The organism is Cedecea selenatireducens, from assembly GCF_042138895.1.
In the GTDB taxonomy this organism is placed as follows: Bacteria; Pseudomonadota; Gammaproteobacteria; order Enterobacterales; family Enterobacteriaceae; genus Cedecea; species Cedecea selenatireducens.
Genome location: NZ_JBHIKW010000003.1, coordinates 484,246 through 510,953, shown reverse-complemented (window position 1 = coordinate 510,953; position 26,708 = coordinate 484,246). Strand labels below are relative to the sequence as shown.

At 55.4% G+C, this 26,708-nt stretch carries 21 protein-coding genes and 1 riboswitch; of the genes, 13 read left to right on the top strand and 8 right to left on the bottom strand.

What is annotated here, in order from left to right; translation table 11 throughout:
- The first annotated feature begins 419 nt into the window (after positions 1–419).
- From metA to aceK, 4 genes are all read left to right on the top strand, one after another.
- Positions 420–1,349 carry a homoserine O-acetyltransferase MetA gene (gene metA / locus ACE38U_RS07850; protein WP_038476751.1) on the top strand — a complete coding sequence of 310 codons (930 nt, stop codon included), beginning with the start codon at positions 420–422 and terminating at the stop codon, positions 1,347–1,349.
- A gap of 245 nt (positions 1,350–1,594) precedes the next feature.
- Positions 1,595–3,193, top strand: a complete 1,599-nt coding sequence (gene aceB, locus ACE38U_RS07845; protein ID WP_375529438.1) for a malate synthase A — start codon at positions 1,595–1,597, stop codon at positions 3,191–3,193.
- Between the two features lie 30 nt (positions 3,194–3,223).
- On the top strand, positions 3,224–4,531 hold the full coding sequence (gene aceA / locus ACE38U_RS07840; RefSeq protein WP_038476747.1) for an isocitrate lyase: 1,308 nt from the start codon (positions 3,224–3,226) through the stop codon (positions 4,529–4,531).
- A 57-nt stretch (positions 4,532–4,588) separates the two neighbouring features.
- Positions 4,589–6,331, top strand: coding sequence for a bifunctional isocitrate dehydrogenase kinase/phosphatase (aceK, locus tag ACE38U_RS07835; protein ID WP_375529437.1), 1,743 nt, complete (start codon positions 4,589–4,591; stop codon positions 6,329–6,331).
- Here aceK and iclR read toward each other — a convergent pair.
- Positions 6,328–7,161, bottom strand: a complete 834-nt coding sequence (gene iclR, locus ACE38U_RS07830; protein ID WP_038476742.1) for a glyoxylate bypass operon transcriptional repressor IclR — start codon at positions 7,159–7,161, stop codon at positions 6,328–6,330. The two genes, aceK and iclR, sit on opposite strands and share 4 nt — an antisense overlap.
- Before the next feature lie 191 nt (positions 7,162–7,352).
- Here iclR and metH point away from each other — a divergent pair, with 191 nt between their 5' ends.
- Together metH and ACE38U_RS07820 are read left to right on the top strand one after the other, a co-directional pair.
- On the top strand, positions 7,353–11,036 hold the full coding sequence (metH, locus tag ACE38U_RS07825; RefSeq protein ID WP_375529436.1) for a methionine synthase: 3,684 nt from the start codon (positions 7,353–7,355) through the stop codon (positions 11,034–11,036).
- A 142-nt stretch (positions 11,037–11,178) separates the two neighbouring features.
- Entirely contained in the window at positions 11,179–12,810 is a 1,632-nt protein-coding gene (locus tag ACE38U_RS07820) for a Na/Pi cotransporter family protein (protein ID WP_038476740.1), read from the top strand.
- Positions 12,811–12,838: 28 nt separating this feature from the next.
- Here ACE38U_RS07820 and ACE38U_RS07815 read toward each other — a convergent pair whose 3' ends face one another.
- Together ACE38U_RS07815 and ACE38U_RS07810 are read right to left on the bottom strand one after the other, a co-directional pair.
- Positions 12,839–13,114: an addiction module antidote protein gene (locus ACE38U_RS07815; protein WP_038476738.1), complete on the bottom strand. Its 276-nt coding sequence runs from the start codon at positions 13,112–13,114 to the stop codon at positions 12,839–12,841.
- Positions 13,107–13,424 carry a type II toxin-antitoxin system RelE/ParE family toxin gene (locus ACE38U_RS07810; protein ID WP_375529435.1) on the bottom strand — a complete coding sequence of 106 codons (318 nt, stop codon included), beginning with the start codon at positions 13,422–13,424 and terminating at the stop codon, positions 13,107–13,109. Before ACE38U_RS07810 ends, ACE38U_RS07815 begins: the two co-directional genes overlap by 8 nt.
- Positions 13,425–13,631: 207 nt before the next feature.
- On the opposite strand from ACE38U_RS07810, the gene rluF reads away from it, so the two are divergent.
- A complete protein-coding gene (rluF, locus tag ACE38U_RS07805) occupies positions 13,632–14,510 on the top strand; it encodes a 23S rRNA pseudouridine(2604) synthase RluF (protein WP_375529434.1) in 879 nt (292 codons plus the stop codon).
- A 1-nt stretch (position 14,511) separates the two neighbouring features.
- Here the strand turns inward: rluF and ACE38U_RS07800 are convergent, their stop codons facing one another.
- The 3 genes from ACE38U_RS07800 to lysC all read right to left on the bottom strand — a co-directional run bounded on the left by ACE38U_RS07800 (position 14,512) and on the right by lysC (position 17,252).
- Positions 14,512–14,784 (bottom strand): YjbD family protein, encoded by a 273-nt coding sequence (locus ACE38U_RS07800; protein ID WP_038483020.1) that lies wholly within the window; start codon positions 14,782–14,784, stop codon positions 14,512–14,514.
- Between the two features lie 92 nt (positions 14,785–14,876).
- Positions 14,877–15,809: a ketopantoate/pantoate/pantothenate transporter PanS gene (gene panS, locus ACE38U_RS07795; protein ID WP_176983101.1), complete on the bottom strand. Its 933-nt coding sequence runs from the start codon at positions 15,807–15,809 to the stop codon at positions 14,877–14,879.
- Positions 15,810–15,902: 93 nt separating this feature from the next.
- Positions 15,903–17,252, bottom strand: coding sequence for a lysine-sensitive aspartokinase 3 (gene lysC, locus ACE38U_RS07790; protein ID WP_375529433.1), 1,350 nt, complete (start codon positions 17,250–17,252; stop codon positions 15,903–15,905).
- Between the two features lie 104 nt (positions 17,253–17,356).
- Positions 17,357–17,578, bottom strand: a riboswitch (Lysine riboswitch).
- 239 nt (positions 17,579–17,817) lie between these two features.
- Between lysC and pgi the strand changes: the two genes are divergently transcribed.
- The 6 genes from pgi (at position 17,818) to psiE (ending at position 24,111) form a co-directional block, all read left to right on the top strand.
- Positions 17,818–19,467, top strand: a complete 1,650-nt coding sequence (gene pgi / locus ACE38U_RS07785) for a glucose-6-phosphate isomerase (RefSeq protein WP_375529432.1) — start codon at positions 17,818–17,820, stop codon at positions 19,465–19,467.
- A 368-nt stretch (positions 19,468–19,835) separates the two neighbouring features.
- Positions 19,836–20,087 (top strand): exopolysaccharide production protein YjbE, encoded by a 252-nt coding sequence (yjbE, locus tag ACE38U_RS07780; RefSeq protein WP_038476726.1) that lies wholly within the window; start codon positions 19,836–19,838, stop codon positions 20,085–20,087.
- 62 nt (positions 20,088–20,149) lie between these two features.
- Positions 20,150–20,788 carry a YjbF family lipoprotein gene (locus ACE38U_RS07775; protein WP_375529431.1) on the top strand — a complete coding sequence of 213 codons (639 nt, stop codon included), beginning with the start codon at positions 20,150–20,152 and terminating at the stop codon, positions 20,786–20,788.
- Positions 20,785–21,522: a capsule biosynthesis GfcC family protein gene (locus tag ACE38U_RS07770; protein ID WP_375529430.1), complete on the top strand. Its 738-nt coding sequence runs from the start codon at positions 20,785–20,787 to the stop codon at positions 21,520–21,522. Before ACE38U_RS07775 ends, ACE38U_RS07770 begins: the two co-directional genes overlap by 4 nt.
- Positions 21,522–23,618 (top strand): YjbH domain-containing protein, encoded by a 2,097-nt coding sequence (locus ACE38U_RS07765; protein ID WP_176981242.1) that lies wholly within the window; start codon positions 21,522–21,524, stop codon positions 23,616–23,618. Before ACE38U_RS07770 ends, ACE38U_RS07765 begins: the two co-directional genes overlap by 1 nt.
- Before the next feature lie 85 nt (positions 23,619–23,703).
- Positions 23,704–24,111 carry a phosphate-starvation-inducible protein PsiE gene (psiE, locus tag ACE38U_RS07760; protein WP_038476718.1) on the top strand — a complete coding sequence of 136 codons (408 nt, stop codon included), beginning with the start codon at positions 23,704–23,706 and terminating at the stop codon, positions 24,109–24,111.
- A gap of 103 nt (positions 24,112–24,214) precedes the next feature.
- Here psiE and malG read toward each other — a convergent pair whose 3' ends face one another.
- Positions 24,215–25,105 (bottom strand): maltose ABC transporter permease MalG, encoded by an 891-nt coding sequence (gene malG / locus ACE38U_RS07755; protein WP_038476716.1) that lies wholly within the window; start codon positions 25,103–25,105, stop codon positions 24,215–24,217.
- Positions 25,106–25,117: 12 nt separating this feature from the next.
- A complete protein-coding gene (gene malF / locus ACE38U_RS07750) occupies positions 25,118–26,662 on the bottom strand; it encodes a maltose ABC transporter permease MalF (RefSeq protein WP_038476714.1) in 1,545 nt (514 codons plus the stop codon).
- Positions 26,663–26,708: the final 46 nt, after the last annotated feature.

The following is a 26,708-nucleotide window of genomic DNA, read 5'->3' as shown; positions in this document are numbered from 1 at the left end:
AAAACGAAAGGCTCAGTCGAAAGACTGGGCCTTTTGTTTTATCTGTTGTTTGTCGGGGAGCGGTCTCCTGAGTAGGACAAAATCGTCGGGAACGATTTTGCACAGCCGGAGGCTGCCCGCAGGGTGACGGGCAGGACAGCCCGGCATACAACTGCCAGGCATCAAATAAAACAAAAAACCTCAGCCTGACGGCTGGGGTTTTTTGCTTTCTATGCCCTGCTAATTTTCACGTCACAGCGGATAGACTCATTCACTGCATTTCGGCCCTCATTCCAGCGTAAAGCCCTGATCTTAGCCATCTCCGCTAAATGAAACATTTTCACCTTTTCGCTTCTGACTCGACATTGATTGCCAAACTCGGTATTGTCAGGTGTCTGGATGTCTAAACGTTTAAACGTATGCTTTGAGGATATAAGGTTATGCCGATTCGGGTGCAGGACGAGCTACCAGCCGTCAATTTCCTGCGTGAGGAAAACGTCTTTGTGATGACTTCATCGCGCGCCAGTAATCAGGAAATACGTCCGCTAAAGGTACTGATCCTGAATCTGATGCCGAAGAAAATTGAGACGGAAAACCAGTTCCTGCGGCTGCTCTCCAACTCTCCGCTGCAGGTGGACATCCAGCTGCTGCGCATTGATAGCCGTGAATCTCGCAACACGCCGAGCGAACATCTCAATAACTTTTACTGCAATTTTGAAGATATCCAGCACGATAACTATGATGGCCTGATTGTGACCGGCGCGCCGCTTGGCCTGGTCGAATTTAACGACGTCGCTTACTGGCCACAGATCCAGCAGGTCCTGGAGTGGGCCAAAGATCATGTCACCTCTACGCTGTTTGTCTGCTGGGCCGTGCAGGCCGCGCTGAATATTTTGTATGGCATTCCGAAGCAAACTCGGGATGAAAAACTCTCTGGCGTCTATGAGCACCATGTCACCCAGCCTCATGCTTTGCTGACGCGCGGCTTTGACGATTCATTTCTTGCGCCGCACTCTCGCTATGCCGACTTCCCCGCCCAGCTGATCCGCGATTATACGGATCTGGAGATTTTTGCCGAAACCGAACAGGGCGATGCCTATCTGTTTGGCAGCAGGGATAAGCGCATCGCATTCGTGACGGGCCATCCGGAATACGATCCTTTAACGCTGTCCGGAGAGTATTTCCGCGATGTTGATGCGGGACTCGAGCCTGATGTGCCCTATAACTACTTCCCTGGGGACGATCCGGCGAAAAAACCTCGTGCCACCTGGCGTAGCCATGGCAATTTACTGTTCACCAACTGGCTGAACTATTACGTCTACCAGATCACGCCATTCGATCTCCGCCGCATGAACCCTACGCTGGATTAAGCGTTTCAGCTTCCCACCACAGGCGCCTCCGGCGCCTTTTTTATATTCTGAAAACCACTTCCCTCCTTGTTTAAACTTTAATCTTATAAATATCAATGTGATAAATGAATTTAAATTCAAAAATGGAAATTGTTTTTGATTTTAAAAATTCATCAAGTAGTCTTAATTCTGTTGCATGAAAACTGCACAGCCGTGCGCGATTCACTTTTGGCCGTCTCGACGGGATAAGACGAAGGAGTAACCGAATGACACAACAGACAGTTAGCGAAGAGCTGGCCTTTAGCCAGCCGTTTGGTGACCAGGAGAGACAGATTCTCACCCCTGAAGCCGTTGATTTCCTCAGCGACCTGGTAGCCCGCTTTACCCCACAGCGCAATAAGCTGCTGGCGGCTCGTATTGCGGAGCAGCAGGCTATTGATGCAGGAAAGCTGCCTGATTTTAATTCGGAAACCGATTCCATTCGAAAGAGTGACTGGCAAATTCGCGGCATTCCACAGGATCTTCTCGACCGGCGGGTTGAAATTACCGGGCCGGTTGAACGCAAAATGGTTATCAATGCCCTGAATGCTAACGTAAAAGTATTTATGGCCGACTTTGAGGATTCCCTGGCACCGAGCTGGAGCAAGGTTATCGATGGCCAGATCAACCTGCGCGATGCGGTTAATGGCACCATCAGCTGGACCAACGAAGCGGGAAAAATTTATCAGCTAAAGCCCGACCCGGCGGTACTGGTTTGCCGCGTACGCGGCCTGCACCTGCCTGAAAAACACGTGACCTGGCGTGGGGAAGCCATTCCGGGCAGCCTGTTCGACTTCGGGCTCTATTTCTTCCACAACGTTGATGCCTTGTTGGCCAAAGGCAGCGGCCCTTACTTCTACCTGCCGAAAACGCAGTCGTGGCAGGAAGCCGCCTGGTGGAGCGAAGTATTCAGCTTTACGGAAGATCGCTTCGATTTGCCGCGGGGCACCATCAAGGCCACTCTGCTGATCGAAACGTTACCGGCAGTCTTCCAGATGGACGAGATCCTGCACGCGCTGAAAGATCACATTGTCGGCCTGAACTGTGGGCGCTGGGACTACATCTTCAGCTACATCAAAACCCTGAAAAACCATCCGGATCGCGTCCTGCCCGACAGACAGTCCGTGACGATGGACAAACCGTTCCTGAATGCTTACTCGCGCCTGCTGATTAAAACATGCCATCGCCGGGGCGCTTTTGCGATGGGCGGTATGGCGGCCTTTATCCCAAGCAAAGACAGCGCGCGTAATGAATGGGTGCTGAATAAAGTCAAAGCGGACAAAGAGATGGAGGCCAACAACGGCCACGACGGCACCTGGATTGCTCACCCAGGCCTTGCGGACACGGTTGTCGAGGTATTTGGCAAAGCGCTGGGTGAGCGTCAGAACCAGCTGGACATCAGCCGCAGCGAAGATGTTCCCATTACCGCGGCCCAGCTGCTTGAGCCTTGCCCTGGGGAGCGTACCGAAGAAGGCATGCGCGCCAACATCCGCGTTGCAGTGCAGTACATCGAGGCGTGGATCTCCGGCAACGGCTGCGTGCCTATCTATGGGCTGATGGAGGATGCCGCGACCGCTGAAATTTCCCGTACTTCCATCTGGCAATGGATCCATCACCAGAAGACGCTGAGCAACGGCCAGACCGTCACTAAATCGCTGTTTCGCCAGATGCTTGCCGAAGAGATGTTGGTGATTCAGGCCGAGCTGGGGGACCAGCGTTATAGCCAGGGGCGCTTCGATGAAGCCGCACGGCTGATGGAACAAATTACCACCTCAGAAGAGTTAATCGACTTCCTGACGCTGCCGGGCTACCGCCTGCTTGCCTGAACCTAACCCTATAAAAATGGAGCATCTGCAATGAAAACCTCTCGTAGCCAACAGATTCAACAAGTACAACAAGAATGGACACAACCGCGTTGGGAAGGCATTGAGCGTACCTACAGCGCAGAAGACGTGGTGAAACTGCGCGGTTCGCTGAACCCGGAATGCACGCTGGCGCAGCACGGGGCGGCGAAGCTCTGGCGTCTGCTGCACGGCGAGTCGAAAAAAGGCTACGTAAACAGTCTGGGGGCGTTAACCGGTGGCCAGGCTTTGCAGCAGGCTAAAGCGGGTATCGAAGCTATCTACTTATCCGGCTGGCAGGTGGCGGCGGATGCTAACCTGGCCTCCAGCATGTATCCGGATCAGTCGCTCTACCCGGCTAACTCCGTTCCTGCGGTAGTCGACAGGATCAACAACAGCTTCCAGCGCGCGGATCAGATCCAGTGGGCGTCGAATATTGAGCCGGGCGACCCGCGCCACGTTGACTACTTCCTGCCGATCGTTGCCGACGCTGAGGCAGGCTTTGGTGGCGTGCTAAACGCCTTCGAGCTGATGAAGTCGATGATTCAGGCCGGTGCAGCGGCGGTACACTTTGAAGACCAGCTTGCCTCGGTGAAAAAGTGCGGTCATATGGGCGGCAAAGTATTGGTCCCGACCCAGGAGGCTATCCAGAAATTAATCGCCGCTCGTCTGGCGGCGGACGTGATGGGCGTTCCTACACTGCTGATTGCCCGTACCGATGCCGATGCGGCAGATCTGATCACCTCCGACTGCGACGAATATGACCGCGAGTTCGTCACCGGCGAACGTACGCAGGAAGGTTTCTATCGCACTCGGGCTGGCATTGAGCAGGCTATCAGCCGTGGCCTGGCCTATGCCCCTTATGCCGACCTGGTCTGGTGTGAAACCTCTAAACCCGATCTGGACCAGGCCCGTCGCTTTGCCGAAGCGATCCACGCTCGCTTCCCTGGCAAGCTGCTGGCCTACAACTGTTCGCCATCGTTCAACTGGAAGAAAAATCTCGATGACAAAACCATCGCTTCCTTCCAGCAAGAACTGTCGGACATGGGCTACAAGTACCAGTTCATCACCCTGGCGGGGATCCACAGCATGTGGTTCAACATGTTCGACCTGGCGCACTCTTATGCTCAGGGCGAGGGGATGCGCCACTATGTTGAGAAGGTACAGCAGCCTGAGTTTGCTGCGGCTTCCGAAGGTTATACCTTCGTCTCTCATCAGCAGGAAGTGGGTACCGGCTACTTCGACCGCGTCACTACCATCATTCAGGGCGGCGCCTCTTCCGTAACCGCGTTGACTGGTTCTACCGAAGAAGAACAGTTCTGAACAAACTTTATTTTCCCCCTCTCCTTTGGGAGAGGGCCGGGGTGAGGGGAGAAATAAATGTCACACAGGCTGGAGCTGTTAATTGCCCACACCATCCTGCAAGGGTTCGATGCGCAATACGGTCGATTTCTTGAGGTCACCGCGGGTGCGCAGCAGCGCTTTGAACAGGCCGACTGGCACGCCGTTCAGCAGGCGATGAAAAGCCGTATCAATCTTTACGATCATCACGTAGGGCTCGTCGTAGAGCAGCTTCGCTGTATTACCGGCGGCCAGAATACCGATGCGGCCTTTTTGCTGCGCGTGAAAGAGCAGTACACCAGGCTTTTGCCGGATTATCCGCGTTTTGAAATTGCCGAAAGCTTTTTTAATTCCGTCTATTGTCGGCTCTTCGATCACCGCTCGCTTACTCCCGAGCGGCTTTTTATCTTTAGCTCGCAGGCTGGCAAACAGCTCCGGCCGCTGCCTCGTCCGCTGGCTAAAACCTTTTTCCCGGAGCAGGGCTGGACGACATTGCTCACCACCTTGCTCTCCGATCTCCCGCTGCGTCTTCCCTGGCAGGATATTGCGCGGGACGTTGGTTTTATTCTTGCCCATCTCCATGAAACGTTCGGCGCAGAAGCATTGCGTACGGCCACGCTCGAAGTCGCCAACGAGCTGTTTTATCGCAATAAAGCCGCCTGGCTGGTTGGCAAACTGGTACTGCAGGGGAGAACAATTCCATTTTTGCTGCCGATCCACCGCACAGATGATGGCCGCTTAATGGTGGATACCTGCCTGACCAGTTCACCTGAAGCCAGCATCGTTTTTGGCTTCGCCCGTTCTTACTTTATGGTTTATGCCCCTTTTCCCGCCGCGCTCGTCGAGTGGCTGCGCGAGATTTTACCGGGCAAAACCACCGCCGAACTGTATATGGCAATCGGCTGCCAGAAGCACGGCAAAACCGAAAGCTATCGCGAATATCTGACCTACATTAACAACACGCCCGAGCAGTTTATTGAGGCGCCGGGCATTCGTGGCATGGTGATGCTAGTCTTCACGCTGCCGGGCTTCGATCGTGTTTTTAAGGTGATAAAGGACAGGTTCGCGCCGCAGAAAGAAGTCACCGCCGAAAGGGTTCGTGCCTGCTACCAGCTGGTAAAAGAGCACGATCGCGTGGGGCGCATGGCGGATACCCAGGAGTTTGAAAACTTCGTGCTGGATAAGCAGCAAATTAGCCCTGAACTGATGGCGCTGCTGCGTGAAGAAGTCCCGGAAAAACTCACCGATCTTGGCGACCGCATTGCCATAAGTCATCTTTATATAGAACGGCGAATGGTGCCGCTCAACCTGTGGCTTGAGCAGGTTGAAGGTCAGCAGTTGAGGGATGCGGTGGAAGAGTACGGCAACGCCATTCGCCAACTGGCGGCGGCTAATATTTTCCCCGGTGACATGCTCTTTAAAAACTTTGGCGTGACGCGCCACGGGCGAGTGGTGTTCTACGATTACGATGAAATTTGCTATATGACCGAGGTAAATTTCCGGGATATTCCGCCGCCACGTTACCCAGAGGATGAGTTGTCCTCCGAGCCCTGGTACAGCATCTCGCCGGGCGATGTCTTCCCGGAGGAATTCAGGCACTATCTTTGCGCGGACAGGCGTATTCGCCCGCTATTCGATGAAATGCACGCTGACCTGTTCCGCGCCGACTTTTGGCGAGCTTTGCAAACCCGCATCCGCGAGGGCTATGTCGAAGATGTCTTCGCCTACCGCCGCCGCCAGCGTTTCAGCCAGCGGTTTGGCGAAGTGAAGCGGGCGGGTTAGCGCCCGCCGCCGTATGCCAGCGTTATTTCCTTCGCTGCCTTAATGACCAGTGCGCCAATCTCCGTCACCCGGTCATCGGTGATGCGCGAAATCGGGCCAGAAATGGAGATGGCAGCAAACGCCTCGTGGTGCTCGTCGTAGATGCAGGAGGCCACGCAGCGTAGCCCCAGCGCATGTTCTTCATCGTCAAACGAGTAACCCCGCTTGCGCGTTTGCGCTAAATCTTCTTTTAAATGCAGCGGTGAAGTCAGCGTTGCGGGCGTGTAGCTGTGTAAGCCCTTGCGGTGCAGCAGGCCCGCCAGTTCGTCATCGTTGAGATGAGCCAGAAACGCCTTGCCTGCGCCGGAAGCGTGCATAGGCAACTTGCCGCCAATGGGGGCCGACATGCGCATCAACTGCGTGCACTGAACCTGGTCGATAATAATCGCCTGATGATCGCTCTTGTCGAGCACCGCGAGGTTAACGGTTTCGCCGGAGGCTTCCATCAGCTTGCGCAGAATTGGGTGCACGATAGCCAGCAGGTTGCGGCTTTGCAGGAAGCTGCTGCCGACGACAAAAGCGTGAGCGCCAATCGTCCAGTGGCCCAAATCGCCTACCTGGTGAACGAAGCCTAACTGCTGCATCGTGGTCAGCAGACGGTGGGTCGTGGAGTTTGGCAGGCCGGCCTGCTGGGCAAGCTCGGTCAACGCCACGCTGCCGTGAGATTCGGCAATCCACTCCAGCAGTTTGAGGCCGCGAGTGAGTGATTGAACCTGCCCGGTGACCTGCGGGGCAGCAGCGGCTGCGGCGCGGGGTTTCTTACCTCGTTTAGCGGGGACTGTAGCAACCATACCGGACTCCTTTTTCGTATCGTGGAAATCATTTTCGTTTTATTTGGCGAATTTGCAACCGCTCACGGACTGATCGGATGAGTGATGCTGAACATCTCTCATGTTCCTGACGTGCGGCTTTTACGACCCTGTAGTTTGTGCAAGTATGGGGCTGCAGGTCCGTCAGTCAGGGAAAAAAGGTGGGAGTGAGCGTGAGTAACAACGTAGAGAAGCTGAAGCAACAACTGAGTGAACGCATTCTGGTGCTGGACGGTGGCATGGGGACCATGATCCAGAGCTATCGTCTTGATGAGAACGACTTCCGCGGGGAGCGTTTTGCCGACTGGCCGTGCGACCTCAAGGGCAACAATGACCTGCTGGTGCTCAGCAAGCCGGAAATCATCACCGCGATTCACTACGCCTACTTTGAGGCTGGCGCAGACATCGTTGAAACCAACACCTTCAACTCCACCACGATTGCGATGGCTGACTACCAAATGGAATCGCTGTCGGCGGAAATTAACTACGAAGCCGCGAAGCTGGCTCGTGCCTGTGCCGATGAATGGACGGCACGTACGCCGGAAAAACCACGCTATGTCGCCGGTGTGTTAGGCCCAACCAACCGCACGGCTTCAATCTCCCCGGACGTGAACGACCCGGCTTTCCGCAACATCACTTTTGATCAACTGGTCGCCGCTTACCGTGAATCGTCCAGGGCGCTGGTGGAAGGCGGGGCCGACCTGATCATGATCGAAACGGTGTTCGACACCCTGAACGCCAAAGCCGCCATCTTCGCCGTAAAGGCTGAGTTTGAAGCGCTCGGCGTTGACCTGCCGATTATGATTTCCGGCACGATTACCGATGCGTCAGGCCGCACGCTTTCCGGTCAGACGACGGAAGCTTTCTATAACTCCCTGCGCCATGCCGATGCGCTCTCCTTCGGGCTTAACTGCGCGCTGGGGCCGGACGAGCTGCGCCAGTACGTGGCTGAGCTGTCGCGTATTGCCGAGTGCTACGTAACCGCTCACCCTAACGCTGGTCTGCCAAATGCTTTCGGCGAGTACGATCTCGATGCGAAAGTGATGGCCCAGCAGATTGGCGAATGGGCGCAGGCCGGATTCCTGAACATTGTTGGCGGCTGCTGCGGGACAACGCCTGCGCACATTGCTGCGATGAGCAAAGCGGTGGCTGGCGTTGCGCCGCGTAAGCTCCCCGAACTGCCGGTTGCCTGCCGCCTGGCCGGACTTGAGCCGCTGAACATTAGCGCGGACAGCCTGTTTGTGAACGTAGGCGAACGCACCAACGTCACCGGCTCGGCTAAATTCAAGCGGCTGATAAAAGAAGAAAAATACAGCGAGGCGCTGGACGTTGCGCTGCAGCAGGTCGCCAGCGGCGCGCAGATAATTGACATCAACATGGACGAGGGGATGCTCGACGCCGAAGCGGCGATGGTGCGCTTCCTCAACCTGATTGCCGGCGAGCCGGATATCGCCCGCGTGCCAATCATGATCGACTCCTCGAAATGGGACGTCATCGAGAAAGGGCTGAAGTGCATTCAGGGCAAAGGCATCGTCAACTCCATCTCGATGAAGGAAGGCATTGAGCCGTTTATTCATCACGCGAAGCTGGTGCGTCGCTACGGTGCGGCGATGGTGGTGATGGCGTTCGACGAAGCGGGCCAGGCGGATACCCGCGAGCGAAAAATCGAGATTTGCCGGCGGGCCTACAAAATTCTTACCGAAGAGGTGGGCTTCCCGCCGGAAGACATCATCTTTGACCCGAACATCTTCGCGGTGGCGACCGGCATCGAAGAGCACAACAACTACGCGCAGGACTTTATCGGCGCCTGCGAAGACATTAAGCGCGAGCTGCCGCACGCGATGATTTCCGGCGGCGTGTCTAACGTCTCCTTCTCCTTCCGCGGCAACGATCCGGTACGCGAAGCCATTCACGCGGTATTCCTCTATTACGCGATCCGCAACGGCATGGACATGGGGATCGTGAACGCCGGGCAGCTGGCGATTTACGACGACCTTCCGGCCGAGCTGCGTGATGCTGTAGAAGACGTCATTCTTAACCGGCGTGATGACAGCACCGAACGGCTGTTAGAGCTGGCTGAAAAATATCGCGCCAGCAAAAGTGATGAAGCCGCCAATGCGCAACAGGCCGAGTGGCGCAGCTGGGACGTCGTTAAGCGGCTTGAATATTCGCTGGTGAAAGGGATCACAGAATTCATCGAAGCAGATACCGAAGAGGCTCGCCAGCAGTCGGCTCGCCCAATCGAAGTGATTGAAGGCCCGCTGATGGCGGGGATGAACGTGGTGGGCGATCTGTTTGGCGAGGGGAAAATGTTCCTGCCGCAGGTGGTCAAATCGGCCCGCGTCATGAAACAGGCGGTGGCTTATCTTGAGCCTTATATCGAAGCCAGCAAGGAAAAAGGGTCGACTAACGGCAAGATCGTCCTCGCGACGGTGAAAGGTGACGTGCACGACATCGGCAAGAACATCGTCGGCGTGGTACTGCAGTGTAACAACTACGAAATTATCGACCTTGGCGTGATGGTGCCCGGCGAGAAAATTTTGAAAACTGCCCGCGAAGTGGGCGCGGATATTATCGGCCTCTCTGGCCTTATTACGCCTTCGCTGGATGAAATGGTCAACGTCGCCAAAGAGATGGAGCGCCAGGGCTTTACGCTGCCGCTGCTGATTGGCGGAGCGACGACTTCCAAAGCCCATACCGCGGTGAAAATCGAGCAGAACTACAGCGGCCCAACGGTATATGTGCAAAACGCCTCCCGTACCGTAGGCGTTGTCTCTGCCCTGCTTTCAGAAACCCAGCATGATGAATTTGTGGCCCGTACCCGCAAAGAGTACGAAGTGGTTCGCACCCAGCACGCACGCAAAAAACCTCGCACGCCGCCTGTTACGCTGGAGATAGCGCGGGATAACGACCTTCCTTTTGACTGGGAAAGTTACACGCCTCCGGTTCCGCATCGGCCTGGCGTGCAGGAGGTTACCGCCAGCATTGAGACGCTGCGAAATTACATCGACTGGACGCCGTTCTTCATGACCTGGTCGCTGGCCGGCAAATACCCACGCATTCTGGAAGATGAGGTTGTTGGCGAGGAAGCAAAACGGCTGTTTAAAGACGCCAACGATATGCTCGATATGCTCCACCGCACGAAGACGATGACGCCGCGCGGCGTAGTAGGCCTGTTCCCGGCGAACCGTGTTGACGACGACGTAGAGGTTTATACCGATGAAACGCGGACCCAGGTTAAAGCCGTCAGCCGTCATCTACGCCAGCAAACCGAAAAAAGCGGCTTCCCGAACTACTGTATTGCCGACTTTGTCGCGCCTAAACACAGCGGTAAAGCGGACTACATCGGCGCTTTTGCGGTCACCGGCGGTATTGAAGAAGACGCGCTGGCGGATGCCTACGATGCGCAGCACGATGATTACAACAAAATCATGGTGAAAGCCGTTGCCGATCGCCTGGCCGAAGCTTTTGCTGAATACCTCCACGAGCGCGTACGTAAAGTCTACTGGGGCTATGCGGCGACGGAAAACCTCAGTAACGAGGAGCTTATTCGCGAAAATTACCAGGGGATTCGTCCGGCGCCGGGTTATCCGGCCTGCCCGGAGCACACCGAAAAGGCGGCTATCTGGGCGCTGCTGGACGTAGAAAACGTGATTGGCATGAAGCTCACCGAATCTTACGCCATGTGGCCCGGCGCGTCGGTTTCCGGCTGGTACTTCAGCCACCCCGACAGCAAGTATTTCGCGGTCGCACAAATTCAGCGCGACCAGGTCGAGGACTATGAGAGGCGCAAAGGTATGCCGGTAAGCGAGGTTGAACGCTGGCTGGCGCCAAACCTGGGTTATGACGCCGACTAGCCGCTAAAAATAACCTTTCCTTACAACTTACAAGGCGCTCCGTGAGCGCCTTGTCTCTTTATTGAAGTTAACCCCTTATACTGAAGAAGGGTGACTATTTTTGCCTCAGGAACCCTAAAAACGATAAGGAGAATAAAAATCCGTGCTGACCTTGTTACACCTGCTTTCCGCCGTTTCACTGCTGGTCTGGGGCACGCACATCGTGCGTACCGGTATCATGCGCGTTTACGGCGCCAACCTGCGCAGCGTACTTAGCCGCAGCGTAGAAAAGAAACCTCTCGCCTTCTGCGCCGGGATCGGCGTGACCGCTCTGGTGCAGAGCAGTAATGCCACCACGATGCTGGTCACGTCCTTCGTTGCTCAGGACCTGGTGGCGCTTACCCCTGCGCTGGTGATTGTGCTGGGGGCCGACGTGGGTACGGCGCTGATGGCGCGTATCCTGACCTTCGATCTTTCGTGGCTTTCGCCGCTGCTGATTTTTATCGGCGTTATCTTCTTCCTCAGCCGCAAGCAAACGCGCGCCGGGCAGCTTGGCCGCGTGGGGATTGGCCTTGGCCTTATTCTGCTTGCGCTTGAGCTGATTGTCGGGGCCGTCACGCCGATTACCCAGGCGAACGGTGTCCAGGTCATCTTCGCTTCTCTGACCGGCGATATCATGCTCGATGCGCTGATTGGCGCGATGTTCGCCATCATCAGCTACTCCAGCCTGGCGGCCGTTTTACTGACGGCCACGCTGACGTCCACTGGAGTAATTTCGTTTGATGTGGCGCTATGCCTGGTGATTGGCGCTAACCTCGGCTCCGGTCTGCTGGCGATGATCAACAACAGCGCCGCGAATGCCGCAGCGCGCCGTGTGGCGCTTGGCAGCCTGCTGTTTAAGCTGGTGGGTAGCCTGCTGGTGCTGCCGTTTGTGCACATTCTTGCCCGACTGATGCACCACCTGCCGCTGCCTGAGTCAGAGCTGGTTATCTACTTCCACGTGTTCTACAACCTGATCCGCTGCCTGGTGATGGTGCCTTTTGCCGAGCCGATGGCGCGCTTCTGCCGCCGGGTTATCAGCGAAGTGCCCGAAGTCGATGCCCGCATGAAGCCGAAGCACCTCGACCCTACGGCGCTGGATACGCCTGCGCTGGGGTTATCTAATGCGGCGCGCGAAACCCTCAGAATGGGGGACGTGCTGGAGCAGATGCTGGAAACCTGGAGCAAGGTAATGCACGGCGAGCCGCGTCAGGAAAAAGAGCTGCGCAAGCTGGCCGACGACGTGGACGTGCTGTATACCGCCATCAAGCTTTATCTGGCGCAGATGCCAAAAGAAGATCTGGCGGAAATGGAGTCCCGCCGCTGGGCGGAAATCATCGAAATGTCGCTTAACCTGGAACAGGCGGCAGACATCATCGAGCGTATGGGCAGCGAAGTGGCGGATAAATCGCTCGCCGCGCGCCGGGCTTTCTCGCCGGATGGCCTGACCGAGCTGGACAACCTGCTTCAGCAGCTGATAAGCAACCTGCAGCTCAGCCTGTCGGTATTCTTCTCAAGCGACCTGGGCAGCGCCCGCCGCCTGCGCCGCAACAAGCACCGTTTCCGCATTATGAACCGCCGCTACTCTCACGCTCACGTTGACCGTCTGCACCAGCAAAACGTGCAGAGCATCGAAACCAGTTCGCTGCACCTTGGGCTGCTGGGGGATATGAAGCGCCTCAACTCGTTGTTCTGTTCCGTCGCCTACAGCGTGCTGGACCAGCCGGACGATGACGACGAGCGGGATGAGTATTAGAAAAATGGCGCCTTAATGGGCTGGGCGCCTACTTTACGGTAAGGGTAATACCCAGCGCTTTCATCACGGCAAGCGTGCTTTTAAGCGTTGGGTTTCCTTCTGCACTAAATGAACGGTACAGCTGTTCGCGAGACAGGCCCGTTTCAGTGGCTACTTGCGACATCCCTTTTGCACGTGCAACTACGCCCAGCGCCTTTGCTATATAGGCTGCATCTCCGGTTTCCAGGGCATCCGCCATGAAAAAAGCAATTTCCTCGTTGTCGACCAATGCAGATGCAGGATCGTAATCTGTTAATTTATTCATCGTCGAAATCTTCCTCATGTTCCCAGTCTTTCGCCAGCAATTTCGCTAAAACTATATCCTTGTGCTGAGTATTTTTGCTCCCTCCACAGAGAAGCAAAATGATTAGCTTCCCACGCTGCTGGTAGTAAAGGCGATAGCCCGGCCCAAAATGGATTCTAAGTTCGCTGATGCCTGCCCCAACGGGTTGCACATCGCCAGGTAAACCATTCGCTAGCCTTAAAAGCCGGGCGGCAATAACGGTTTTTGCCCTTTTATCTCTAAGTGAACTTAGCCAGGTGCTAAAAGCACTCGTTTGTTTGAGTTTATTCATTGTAGTTTATAAAGCACATCAGAAATAGGTGTATAAAAAATATTCATGCGGCTAAAGCGGCGCAATGGCCGTCGCCGCAGTCTGGAAAGTCATTCGCAGCACGTTTTCAATATTTACGAGGAAGCTTCCAGAGATGCAGGTTAATGTGAGAAAGGCGGTTCGCAACGCCCTGCGGGTAAGGTATAGTCCTGGGTTTTCGGAGGAGCCATGCTGACTAATTCATCTATTCGTCTTAACAAATACATCAGCGAGAGCGGGATCTGCTCACGCCGTGACGCCGATCGCTACATCGAACAGGGCAACGTTTTTATTAACGGCAAGCGCGCCAAAATTGGCGATCAGGTCTTTGCCGGCGACAGCGTGAAGGTGAATGGTCAGCTTATTGAGCCTCGTAATGAAGACGATCTGGTGCTGATTGCCCTGAATAAACCGGTGGGGATTGTGAGCACCACGGAAGACGGCGAAAGAGACAACATCGTCGACTACGTGAACCACAGCAAGCGCGTGTTCCCTATTGGCCGCCTGGACAAAGACTCTCAGGGCCTGATTTTCCTCACCAACCACGGTGACCTGGTAAACAAAATTCTGCGCGCCGGTAACGACCACGAGAAAGAGTATGTGGTCACGGTGAACAAACCGGTCACCGACGAGTTTATTCGCGGTATGGGCGCGGGCGTGCCGATTCTTGGCACCGTCACCAAAAAATGCAAAGTCAAAAAAGAGGCGCCGTTTGCGTTTCGTATTACCCTGGTTCAGGGGCTGAACCGCCAGATTCGCCGCATGTGTGAGCACTTTGGCTATGAAGTGACGAAGCTTGAGCGCACGCGCATCATGAACGTTAACCTGACCGGGATCCCGTTGGGAGAGTGGCGTGACCTGACGGATGATGAACTGATTGAGCTGTTTAAGCTGATTGAGGACTCGTCCTCTGAGGCCGCACCGGCTAAAAAAGCGAAGCCAAAAGCGGCCACGCCAGCGTTGAAAAAGCCGCTGGTCAGCGGGCCGAAAAGCTCAGCAAAAACGCCCGCTGAGCTCGCCTCTCGTAAACGCTTTGCTTCTCCCGGCCGCAAGAAGAAGGGCCGTTAAGCTAGCGTTTCCCCCGCGTATGGTTATTGGCTGACCACGAATAGGTGGTAGAAGTATCCGGTTTTAATGCATTTTGTTTCTTCAGCTGGCGAGCTTTCTTAGCCGCCAGCGCGCGTTCCGCCATCAGCTTATCGATGTACTCTTTTTTTACCTGATTGGTTTCTGAGTTGGTCAACGTACGACCGTGGGCAATGCGGGCGCGATCCAGCAGTGTTTTAAGCTCACGCTGTTCGCTTTCCGTCATGTCTTGCTGTGTCAGTCTGGCTGTAGCCATCGTTGCAATCTCCCAGGAAAGGACGTTCAGTGTAAAGCAAACCTCCAGCGTCGACGAGACAAAAAAGCCTGCGTTTGCAGGCTTTTATCGTTCTATTTTTTCTCATTTTGCTGCGATTTTATCGCTTTACCTGACCAGTAACCTGCCAGCAGGGAGCCCGAAAGGTTATGCCAGACGGAAAACAATGCGCCAGGCAGCGCCGCCAGCGGCGAGAAGTAAATTTTACCCAGCGTAGCCGCGAGACCCGAGTTCTGCATACCGACTTCAATGGCCAGCGTCCGGCAGGTGGACTCGTCGAAGCCAAAGAGACGCCCGCCCCAGTAGCCGCCGAGCAGGCCAATAGTGTTATGCAGAATCACCGCGATAATCACCACCAGGCCAACGGAGGCGATGTGTGACGCCGAGCCTGCGACAACTGCGCTAATGATGGCGAGAATGCAGAGCATGGAAAATGCGGGCAGCCACGGCTCCACGCGCTTAACGAGGCGTGGGAACAGATGGTGCACAATCAGGCCCAGACCAATCGGGATAATGACGATTTGCAAAATGCTGACCAGCATGCCCATCACATCGACTTTGATATCGGCATCCACATACAGACGGGTCAGTAGCGGAGTGGCGAAGACGCCGACCAGCGTGGAAACAGAAGAGATGGTAACGGAGAGCGCAACGTCGCCCCTGGCCAGGTAAATCATGACGTTGGAAGCCGTGCCGCTGGCTACGCTGCCGACCAGCACCATCCCGGCGGAAAGATCGGGGGGCATATGGAACAGCATCGCCAGTAGCCACGCCGCCAGCGGCATTACCAGGTAGTGCAGAAAAATCCCTGCGGCCACCGGTGCCGGGCGCGACAGCACGCGTTTAAAGTCTTCAAGTCGCAGATGTACGCCCATACCAAACATAATGAGCATCAGCAGCGTGCTGACCCAGGGGCCAATTGGGGTAAAGGTTGAAGGGGTATAATACGCAGCGACGGAGAGCAGCAGCGCCCAAAGCGGGAACAGCCGGGTTAGGGTGGCTATCATAGCGATGTCCTTGCAGAGTTTGTGTTGTTTTATGGTTATAAAAAAAGCCGGGTGCGAGCCCGGCTTTCTGTATTCATGGCATGAATTTGTCTGTTATTCAAACAGGTTGCGGTGCAGCTTCTGCACCACCTGCTCGGCATCGTTGCCCGGCACCAGGAAGCACAGGTTGTAGCTGGATGCGCCGTAGCAAATCATGCGGATGTTGAACGGGTCGAGCACGCCGAACACTTCTTTGCCTACGCCACAGGCCTGGGACAGCTTATTGCCGATGATGGCAACCAGCGCCAGGTTTTCTTCGACTTCCACGCGGCACAGAGACGACAGCTCGGTGAGTAGCGAGGTGGTCAGCAGGCTGTCGCCGGTAGACGTTGAGCCGGTGGTATCCATCGTCAACGCCACGCTCACTTCGGAGGTGGTTATCAGGTCCACGGAGATATTGTGGCGAGCCAGAATGCTGAACACTTCCGCGAGGAAACCGCGTGAATGCAGCATATGCAGGCTGTGCAGCGTCAGCAGCGTTTGCTTACGGCGTACCGCAAGGGCGCGGAAGAGCGGCGGATTCTCGGTTTTTTTGCACACCAGCGTCCCCCCTGCGGCCGGATCTTTACTGGAGCCAACAAACACCGGGATATCACAGCGTACGGCGGGCAGCAGCGTGGCAGGGTGCAGGACCTTCGCCCCGAAGGTGGCCATTTCAGCGGCTTCTTCAAAGGCGATGCGATCGATACGTTTTGCCGCTGGCACCATGCGTGGGTCGGTGGTGTAGATGCCCGGCACGTCGGTCCAGATATCCACACGAGCGGCATTCAGCGCTTCACCGAGCAATGCCGCGGTATAGTCGCTGCCGCCGCGGCCAAGCGTGGTCGTTCTGCCTTTTTCTTCGCTGCCGATAAAGCCCTGAGTGATCACCAGGGATTCCGCCAGGCGCGGCAGCATTTGCTGGCTTGCCAGCTCCGCCAGCGCGGCGATATCCGGCTCGGCGCGGCCAAAGCGGTCATTGGTACGCATGACTTTACGAATATCGAACCACTGCGCTTCAACGCTACGTTCACGCAAGATCTCAACAAACAGCAGGGTGGACATCAGTTCGCCGTGGCTGACCAGTTCGTCGGTCAGCGCGGTTGAGGTCGCAAGAGAGGCGGCTTCCGCAAGCGTCGTGATGTTTTCCAGCAGGCGGTCGATCTCTTCACGGATCACTTCCGGGCTCGCCAGGCGTTCAACGATGTTGTACTGGATTTTGCGAATGGCATCGAGCTTGACGAAGCGCTCGGTTGCTTCGAGCCCTTCGGCCAGAGCAACCAGCAGGTTAGTCACGCCGGCGGAGGCGGAAAGGACCACGACGCGGACATGGCTATCGGCCAGTACGACATCGGCGCTGCGGTTCATCGCGTCAAAATCGGCGACGCTGGTACCGCCAAATTTGGCGACTACGGTTTGAGACATAACTACCTCGTGTCAGGGGGCCATTCAACTGGCAAAAAAGTATTCAGCCTTGGCACAAGGGAAGAGCGGTAAACGGGTGGGCGCAGAGCAGGAGAACTACGATATCACCCAGAAGTGCTCCACCTTGTTTATCCGGCTTTGTGAGCCGAACATGAAACGCTCGACTGCGAACGTTTCCTGGTGACAACCCAGAGGATTCAGCCCCTGCAGCCGACAATAAGCGTGACCAGCCGCTTCATCATCTCGGCGTTGCACCCCCTCACGTATCTTCTTAGTTACTGGTTTCTCAGATACGATTTTCTGGGCAACGCGCCTCTTCTGGCCTGCGCAAGCGCAGGTAGCGCCTAATAAATAAAGCTTCAGCGAAGGCATGTCAACCGCGGGGTTATGCGGATTTTTCATGTTAAATCCGTAATCAGGAATTTAACTTATAAGAGGGTATTTTTGCCGCTTTTTAGGGGGTTACGGGAAACAGTCGGTTAATGGCATAAAATCAATCACAATTTTTGCCTGCAGGCGCTACAATCGACCGAAGTCACAATTCTCAAATCAGAAGAGTATTGCTATGAAAAACATCAACCCGAAGCAGACCTCTGCCTGGCAGGCGCTCCAGAAACACTACGATGAGATGAAAGACGTTACGCTTTCCGACCTGTTCGCGAAAGATAACGACCGCTTCAGCAAGTTCTCCGCAACCTTCGATGACCTGATGCTGGTGGATTTCTCCAAAAACCGCATCACCACCGAAACCCTCGAAAAACTGCAGGCTCTGGCGAAAGAAACCGACCTGCAGAGCGCGATCAAATCCATGTTCGCCGGCGAAAAAATTAACCGTACCGAAGACCGTGCCGTGCTGCACGTTGCCCTGCGTAACCGCAGCAACACGCCTATCGTGGTCGACGGCAAAGACGTGATGCCGGAAGTGAACGCGGTGCTTGAGAAGATGAAAGCCTTCTCTGAAAGCATCATCAGCGGCAGCTGGAAAGGCTACACCGGCAAGGCCATCACCGACGTGGTTAACATTGGTATTGGCGGCTCTGACCTCGGCCCGTTCATGGTCACCGAAGGGCTGCGCCCTTACAAAAACCACCTCAACATGCATTTTGTGTCCAACGTTGACGGGACCCACATTGCCGAAGTGTTGAAAAAAGTGAACCCGGAAACCACGCTGTTCCTGGTCGCGTCTAAAACCTTCACCACTCAGGAAACCATGACCAACGCCCACAGCGCGCGCGACTGGTTCCTGCGTGCGGCTGGCGATGAAAAACACGTGGCGAAACACTTTGCCGCGCTGTCCACCAACGGCAAAGCCGTCGGCGAATTTGGCATCGACACCGCCAACATGTTCGAGTTCTGGGACTGGGTTGGCGGCCGCTACTCTCTGTGGTCCGCAATTGGCCTGTCCATCATCCTGTCCGTTGGCTACGACAACTTCGTTGAGCTGCTGTCCGGCGCGCACGCGATGGATAAACACTTCGCCACCACGCCTGCCGAGCAAAACCTGCCGGTTCTGCTGGCGCTGATCGGCATCTGGTACAACAATTTCTTCGGCGCTGAAACTGAAGCGATTCTGCCATACGACCAGTACATGCACCGCTTTGCGGCCTACTTCCAGCAGGGCAACATGGAGTCCAACGGTAAGTACGTTGACCGCAACGGCAACACCGTGGACTACCAGACTGGCCCAATTATCTGGGGCGAGCCGGGCACCAACGGCCAGCACGCGTTCTACCAGCTGATCCACCAGGGGACCAAAATGGTACCTTGCGACTTCATCGCGCCGGCTATTAGCCACAACGCGCTGTCGGATCATCATCCAAAACTGCTGTCTAACTTCTTTGCTCAGACCGAAGCGCTGGCGTTCGGTAAATCCCGCGAAGTAGTAGAGCAGGAATACCGTGACCAGGGTAAAGATCCTGCCACGCTGGACCACGTTGTGCCGTTTAAGGTGTTCGAAGGCAACCGCCCGACCAACTCCATCCTGCTGCGTGAAATCACCCCGTTCAGCCTGGGCGCGTTGATTGCGCTGTATGAGCACAAAATCTTCACCCAGGGCGCAATCCTGAACATCTTCACCTTTGACCAGTGGGGCGTGGAGCTTGGCAAACAGCTGGCTAACCGCATCCTGCCGGAGCTGGGCGACGACAAACAAATCGCCAGCCACGACAGCTCAACCAACGGCCTGATTAACCGCTATAAAGCATGGCGTGATTAATTACCCCGCGTGATTGATAATATGCCAGCCTCGTGCTGGCATATTTTTTATAAGAGTAATCCCCTTGTCGTCATAATTTCTGATATTGCCACCCTGAGGTAAATCTGAAAATTATCTTTCCCGCGCCGAATCTACGTCTTTAATTTAAGATTATCTTGAAGTTGAGATTGCCTTTTTATTCCTTAGTTATTTGTTTTTAATTGTTTTTTTGTAAAATAAATAGGTCTATCAATTTAATTTTTACTCTTTTTCTTAAAGTTCACTCCTTATTTCCCGCAGGCCAATTCATCACATTGTGTTGTGTATACTCGATCGCGCCTGAAACCTTTTCGGGTAAATCTCCATTCATTCAATGAAGGGAAATTGTAATGAGAAAAACCCTTTATGGCGCTTTAGCCATATTAACGCTGGCAGCCGCCGGCGCGGCGAATGCTGACCCTGTAGCAGTGGGTGACGCGGCCGGCGCGCAGGCGACCTCTGTGTCTGCAGGCAGTTCTGCTGCAACCAGCGCCAGCACTGTTGGGTCAGCGGTCGGTGTGGCGTTAGCCGCAACCGGTGGCGGCGACGGTTCTAACACCGGGACCACCACAACAACCACGACCAGCACCACCACCCGTTAACGTTAGGGTGTTTTTAACCATAACCACACTTCGGTGTGGTTATTTTAAACCGGGGAATCACCGTGCAGCGACTCGCAATACTCTTTGTCTGTCTGTTACTCCAGGCGTGCTCAGCGACCACCAGAGGGCTGGGTACCTCGCTTTGGAACAGTATTGCCGGAGGCGGTGGCGTACAGCTTACCGATGATGAAATTGCCGAGATGCGCTACGCGAGCCAGTACATGAGCATCAACAACGGCCCGCAGCTGTTCGTGGTGCTCGCTTATAACGAAGACGGCCAGCAGAAATGGGTGACGCAGGACAGAGCGGTCATCGTCACGCAAAATGGCCGCATCGTGAAAACCTCCGGGCTGGGCGACAACCTGACGGAAGTCACCAACCTGGGCAGCGACCCGCTGGCGAAAGTGAAACAGATTACGGAGGGTGCGAGCTGGACCCGGCAGATAGCCTGGACAGAACACCAGCAGGTGCGTTACGCCACCGCCACATCCAGCTTTGAATTTGACGGTACCGATACCGTAAAAGTCGGCAGCAGCCTGACCAAAGTGCGCGTTCTTGAAGAAGAGGTCACCGCGGCAGGGAAAAGCTGGACCAACCGCTACTGGGTGGACGACGAAGGGCAAATCCGCAAATCAAAACAGTATCTGGGCCCGGGCTACTGGCCTGTCACCACGCTTCTTGTGAAGGCGGCAAAACAATGAAAAAAATCCCCTTTCCCCTGATAGCCCTGCTTTTCGCCAGCGCCTTAAGCCACGCAGAAAGTACCGTGACGGTTTATGCCAAACCGCAAACGCAGCCGCAGGTGATTAAAGACGCTGAGCGGCTGGCGGATTTAGTGACGCGCCCTGAACTCAGCCGCAGCTGGTGGCCGGGAGCGGTTATCAGCGAACGGCAGGCCAGCGCGGCAGAAGAACAAAAACAGCAGCAGCTTTTGGCCCGGCTCGGCGAAGTCGCTGCTGATGAAGGCGGAGACGACGGCGCGGCAATCAACGGATTGCGCCAGCAGCTCAGCGCAATCCACGTCACGGGGCGGCAGTTTGTCAATCTGGATCCCGACTGGGTTCGACTTCGCCCGCAGGCGAACGTGCCGCTGCAGGGAGAATACAGCCTGTGGACTGGCCCACAGCCCACGACGATTACGCTGGTGGGGTTAGTCAGCTCACCCGGCATTAAACCCTTCACGCCCGGGCGTAGCGTCGATGAATATCTGGACGACATCAGCCTGTTGAGCGGGGCCGAAAGAAGCTATGCCTGGGTGATTTACCCGAATGGCAAAACCGAAAAAGCGCCGGTGGCGTACTGGAATAAACGCCATATCGAACCCTCGCCGGGCAGCCTCATTTTTGTTGGTTTCTCCGACCGCCTTTTCAGCTCCACCTTTGACGAGCTGAACCAGCAAATTCTTAATACCCTGACCCATCGGATACCGGATTAATGAAAAAACGTTACCTGTATAGCCTGATTGCGCTGGCGGTGACCTCCGCCTGCCGCGCCGAAACGTATCCGGCACCCGTTGGCCCCTCTCAGGCAGACTTTGGTGGCGTAGGCCTGCTGCAAACGCCCACGGCGCGAATGGCGCCAGAAGGGGAATTCAACCTCAACTATCGCGATAACGATCAGTACCGCTTCTACTCCGCCTCCATGCAGCTTTTCCCCTGGATGGAGGCCACGCTGCGCTATACCGACGTGCGTACTCGCCACTACAGTAGCGTGCAGGCGTTCTCGGGCAATCAGACCTACAAAGACAAAGCGTTTGACGTGAAATTCCGCCTTTGGGAAGAAGGGTACTGGCTACCTCAGGTGTCCGCTGGTATTCGGGATCTGGGCGGTACGGGGCTGTTTGACGGTGAATATGTGGTGGCGAGCAAAGCCTGGGGGCCGTTCGATTTTAGCCTCGGCATGGGCTGGGGATATTTGGGTACCAGCGGCAATATCAAGAACCCTTTGTGTGAATACAGCGACAAATATTGTCACCGCGATAACAGCTACAACATGGCGGGCTCCTTCAACTTTAGCGGCATGTTCCACGGCCCGACGTCGCTGTTCGGGGGCGTAGAGTACCAGACGCCGTGGCAGCCGCTCAGGCTGAAGCTTGAGTACGAAGGCAACAACTACAGCCATGAATTTGCCGGGAAAATAGATCAGCGTAGCAGCGTCAACGTCGGGGCAATCTACCGGGTGGCCGACTGGGCCGATGTGAACGTGAGCTATGAGCGCGGCAATACCTTTATGTTCGGCGTGACGCTGCGCTCCAATTTTAACGACCTCAAGCCGGGGTACGGCGACTCCCGTCGCCCTGAATACCAGCCTCATCCGCAGGATGAAATTCTGCAGCACAACGTGGTGGCAAACCAGCTGACCGATCTGAAGTACAACGCCGGGCTGGTCAACCCAAATATTCAGGTTAAAGGTGACACGCTTTATGTCACGGGCGAGCAGGTGAAATACCGTAATTCTCGCGAAGGTATCGAACGAGCCAACCGCATTATCATGAATGACCTGCCGGATAATATTCGTACTATCCGCATAACCGAAAGCCGCCTCAATTTGCCGCAGGTGACCACAGAAACGGACGTGGCCAGCCTGCGCAATCACCTTGCAGGCGAACCGCTGGGGCATGAAACTACGCTGGTGCAAAAACGCGTTGAGCCCGTGGTGCCTGAAAGCACCGAGCAGGGGTATTACATCGAGAAGTCGCGCTTCAACTACTCGATAGATCCGATTCTCAATCAGTCCATCGGCGGCCCGGAAAGCTTTTACATGTACCAGCTTGGGGTGATGGGGAACGTCGATTACTGGCTGACGGACCACCTGTTAACCAGCGGCAGCCTGTTTGCCAACGTCGCCAATAACTACGACAAATTTAACTACACCAATCCGCCAATGGATTCCACGCTGCCGCGCGTGCGTACCCACGTTCGCGAGTATGTAGAAAACGATGTTTACATCAACAACCTGCAGGCTAACTACTTCCAGTACTTCGGACATGGGATCTACGGCCAGGTTTATGCGGGTTATCTGGAAACCATGTATGGCGGCGCAGGGGCCGAGCTGCTGTACCGTCCGGTGGACAGTAACTGGGCGATCGGCGTCAACGGCAACTACGTCAAACAGCGTGACTGGCGCAGTTCGCAGGACATGATGAAATTTACCGATTACAGCGCCAAAACCGGGCATATCACCGGCTACTGGACGCCACCGTTTGCTCAGGATGTGCTGGTTAAGCTCAGTATTGGCCAGTACCTGGCGCAGGATAAGGGCGGCACGCTGGAGATCTCTAAACACTTTGACAGCGGCATTGTGGTGGGCACCTACGCCACTATCACCAATGTGTCGAAGAAAGAATACGGGGAAGGGGACTTTACCAAGGGCTTCTATATCAATATTCCGCTGGATATCTTCTCGGCGTACCCAACCCGAAGCCGTGCTCAGGTAACCTGGACGCCGCTGACGCGTGACGGCGGGCAGATGCTGGGCCGTAAGTTTGACCTGTACGGCATGACCGGCGATCGCAGTGAAAATTTTCGCTAGTGAAGGTAAGTAAATAAACTAGATCAAGATCACATTTTCAAAGTATAACAGCCTCTCAATACCACAATAATAATGAGGGGCTGTTATGCCTGCGACACCGCGTTTTGCCTGGATTTCTACCGTCATGCAGACGGTGCTCAATCTGGGTTTATTAGCCCTGGGGCTGATCCTGATTATCTTCCTGGGCAAAGAAACCATTCACCTGGCCACCGTGCTGTTCACGCCGGGGGATGACGCCAGCTCGTATCTGTTTATCGAGGGGCTGGTGGTTTACTTCCTCTATTTCGAGTTTATCGCGCTGATTGTGAAGTACTTTCAGTCGGGCTATCACTTCCCGCTGCGCTACTTCGTCTACATCGGCATCACCGCGATCGTGCGCCTGATTATCATCGATCATAAATCGCCGCTCGACGTGCTGATTTATTCGGCGGCGATTCTGGTGCTGGTGATAACGCTCTGGCTGTGCAACAGCCAGCGCCTGAAACGAGAATAAAAAAGGGCGGCCCTGGGGCCGCCTGAATAAAGTGCTAAGGTCAAAGTTGAGGGTTGCAGTGGTACGACATAAAGATGAAGCCAATGACTTTCAGGGATAAACGTTAACCTTTCACCCCGCCGGCGGTCAGGCCGCTTACCAGCCAGCGCTGGGCCAGCAGGAAGACCACGGTAATCGGTATCGCGGAGAGCACCGCCGCGGCGGCAAAATCGCCCCACAGGTAGTTTTGCGGGTTGAGGTATTGCTGCATGCCTACGGCCAGCGTATAGCTGTCCACGTCGCGCAGCAGTAAAGAAGCCACCGGCACTTCGGTAATCGCGCCGATAAACGACAGAATAAACACCACCGCCAGAATCGGCACCGACAGCGGCAGCAGCACCAGTCGGAACGCCTGCCACGGCGTTGCTCCGTCCAGCGCGGCGGCTTCTTCAAGCGAACCGTCGATGGTTTCGAAGTAGCCTTTAATCGTCCAGACGTGCAGCGCAATCCCGCCCAGATAAGCAAAGATAACCCCGCCGTGGGTATTCAGGCCGATAAACGGAATGTACTGGCCCAGGCGATCAAACAGGGCATACAGCGCCACCAGTGACAGCACCGCAGGGAACATCTGGAAAATCAGCATGCCTTTCAGCAGCGTCGCTTTCCCCGGGAAGCGCATACGGGCAAAGGCGTAAGCGCAGGTGGTGGAAAGGGCGACGATGCTAATCGCCGTAATGCCGGCAATTTTTACCGAGTTCCACAGCCACAGCAGGACCGGGAACGGCGGCGGCGTCACGCGGCCGTCGGCATGCTCGACGCTAAAGCCCAGCGCCAGTTTCCAGTGTTCCCAGGACACCTGGTCCGGGATCAGGCTGCCGGTCGCAAAGTTACCCGGACGCAGGGATATGGCGATAACCATCAGCAGCGGGAACATGATTGCCGCGATAAACAGCAGCAGCAGAAAGTGCGTGAGAAACAGACGCAGCTTTTGAGATTTGGGTTGCACCATAGCCATAGGTCAGGTTCCTTAATCAAACTTCATGCGGGTGGCTTTCAGGTTCACAATAGCCAGCGCCCCAACCAGCAGGAAGATAAGCGTAGCGATAGCCGCGGCGAGGCCGAAGTCCTGGCCGCCGCCGCCTTCAAAGGCGATGCGGTAGGTGTAGCTCACCAGCAGGTCGGTATAGCCTGCCGGCGTGGTCGTCCCGAGCCGGTCCGGCCCGCCGTTGGTCAACAGCTGAATCAGCACAAAGTTGTTAAAGTTAAACGCAAAGCTGGCAATCATCAGCGGCGTTAGCGGCTTAATTAGCAGCGGCAACGTGATTTTAAAGAAGTTCTGGAATGGACCAGCGCCGTCCATCGCCGAGGCTTCATAAAGGTCGTCAGGAATGGCCTTCAGCAGTCCCATGCACAAAATCATCATGTACGGATAGCCAAGCCAGGTATTGACGATGATGATCATCGAACGGGCGGTTATCGGGTCAGTAAACCATGCCGGTTTAATGCCAAACAGCGCGCTCAGCATCATGTTGATTTCGCCGAAGCTTTGGTTGAACAAACCTTTGAAAATCAAAATCGAAATAAACGACGGTACCGCATACGGCAGGATCAACAGCAGGCGGTAAGCGGCTTTGCCTTTCAGCGATTCCCACTGCACCACGCAGGCCAGCACCATGCCGACCGCAACGGTCAGAATCACCGTCAGCACGGAGAAGATAACCGTCCAGACGAAGATGGCGAGGAACGGTTTCTGGATGCCGTCGTCGTGGAACACGCGCAGGAAGTTTTTCCAGCCGATGGTAACGGTATAGCCGGGGCTTAGCTGTTCACCGGCCCAGCTGCCGTCGGCGTTAATCGCCTGGTAATAGCCGATGTGCTCATTTGGCGCGTATTTTACGCCGCTTTGGTTATTGGTCAGCTCACCGTTTTCCGCCAGGGTGTAGAGCGGGCGCGTGCCGGAGAACTGGCGCAGCGAGCTCATCACTACTTTGCTTTCATCCGGCAGGACGGCGGTTATCTGGCCGAGCGCCTGGCGGTTTTGGGTGATAACACGCAGGTTGCCGCGCTCGCCTTCCGGCAGGGCGTCTGCCTCTTTCAGCTGGATTTTTTGTGCGCCGCCAAAAGTGAATTTGTCCGAAACATAGTTTTTACCGCTCTCCCCGTCGGTGAGCGCCAGCGTCCACTCGTTACCGTTCGGGTAAAGCCCAAAATTGAACGTTTTACCCGCCTGATACTGGCGGTCCATCAGCACCTGCTGCGCGCGTTCAAACGTCAGTTGGTTGGTGCTGCTGTAGTTGGTAAAGGCGATAGCAATGGTGCAAATGAGCGGGAACAGGACGAACAGCCCCATGCCGGCCATGCCGGGGTACACATAGCGCCAGGCGTAGGCCTTGCGGTTCGCAAAAATATAGAGGCCAAGTGAGCTTAAAATCAGCGTCATAATGGCGAACAGGTACTCCCCCTGGGCGTACATTAAAACCACAAGATAGCCAACCAGCAGGCCCAACGCGCCGATGACTGACCATTTCAGCCCCTCGCTTTGCCACCAGCGGCTCTTTTTAACTGCATCCATGGGGTGTTCCTCTACAGCGAATTATTTCCCCTCACCCTAACCCTCT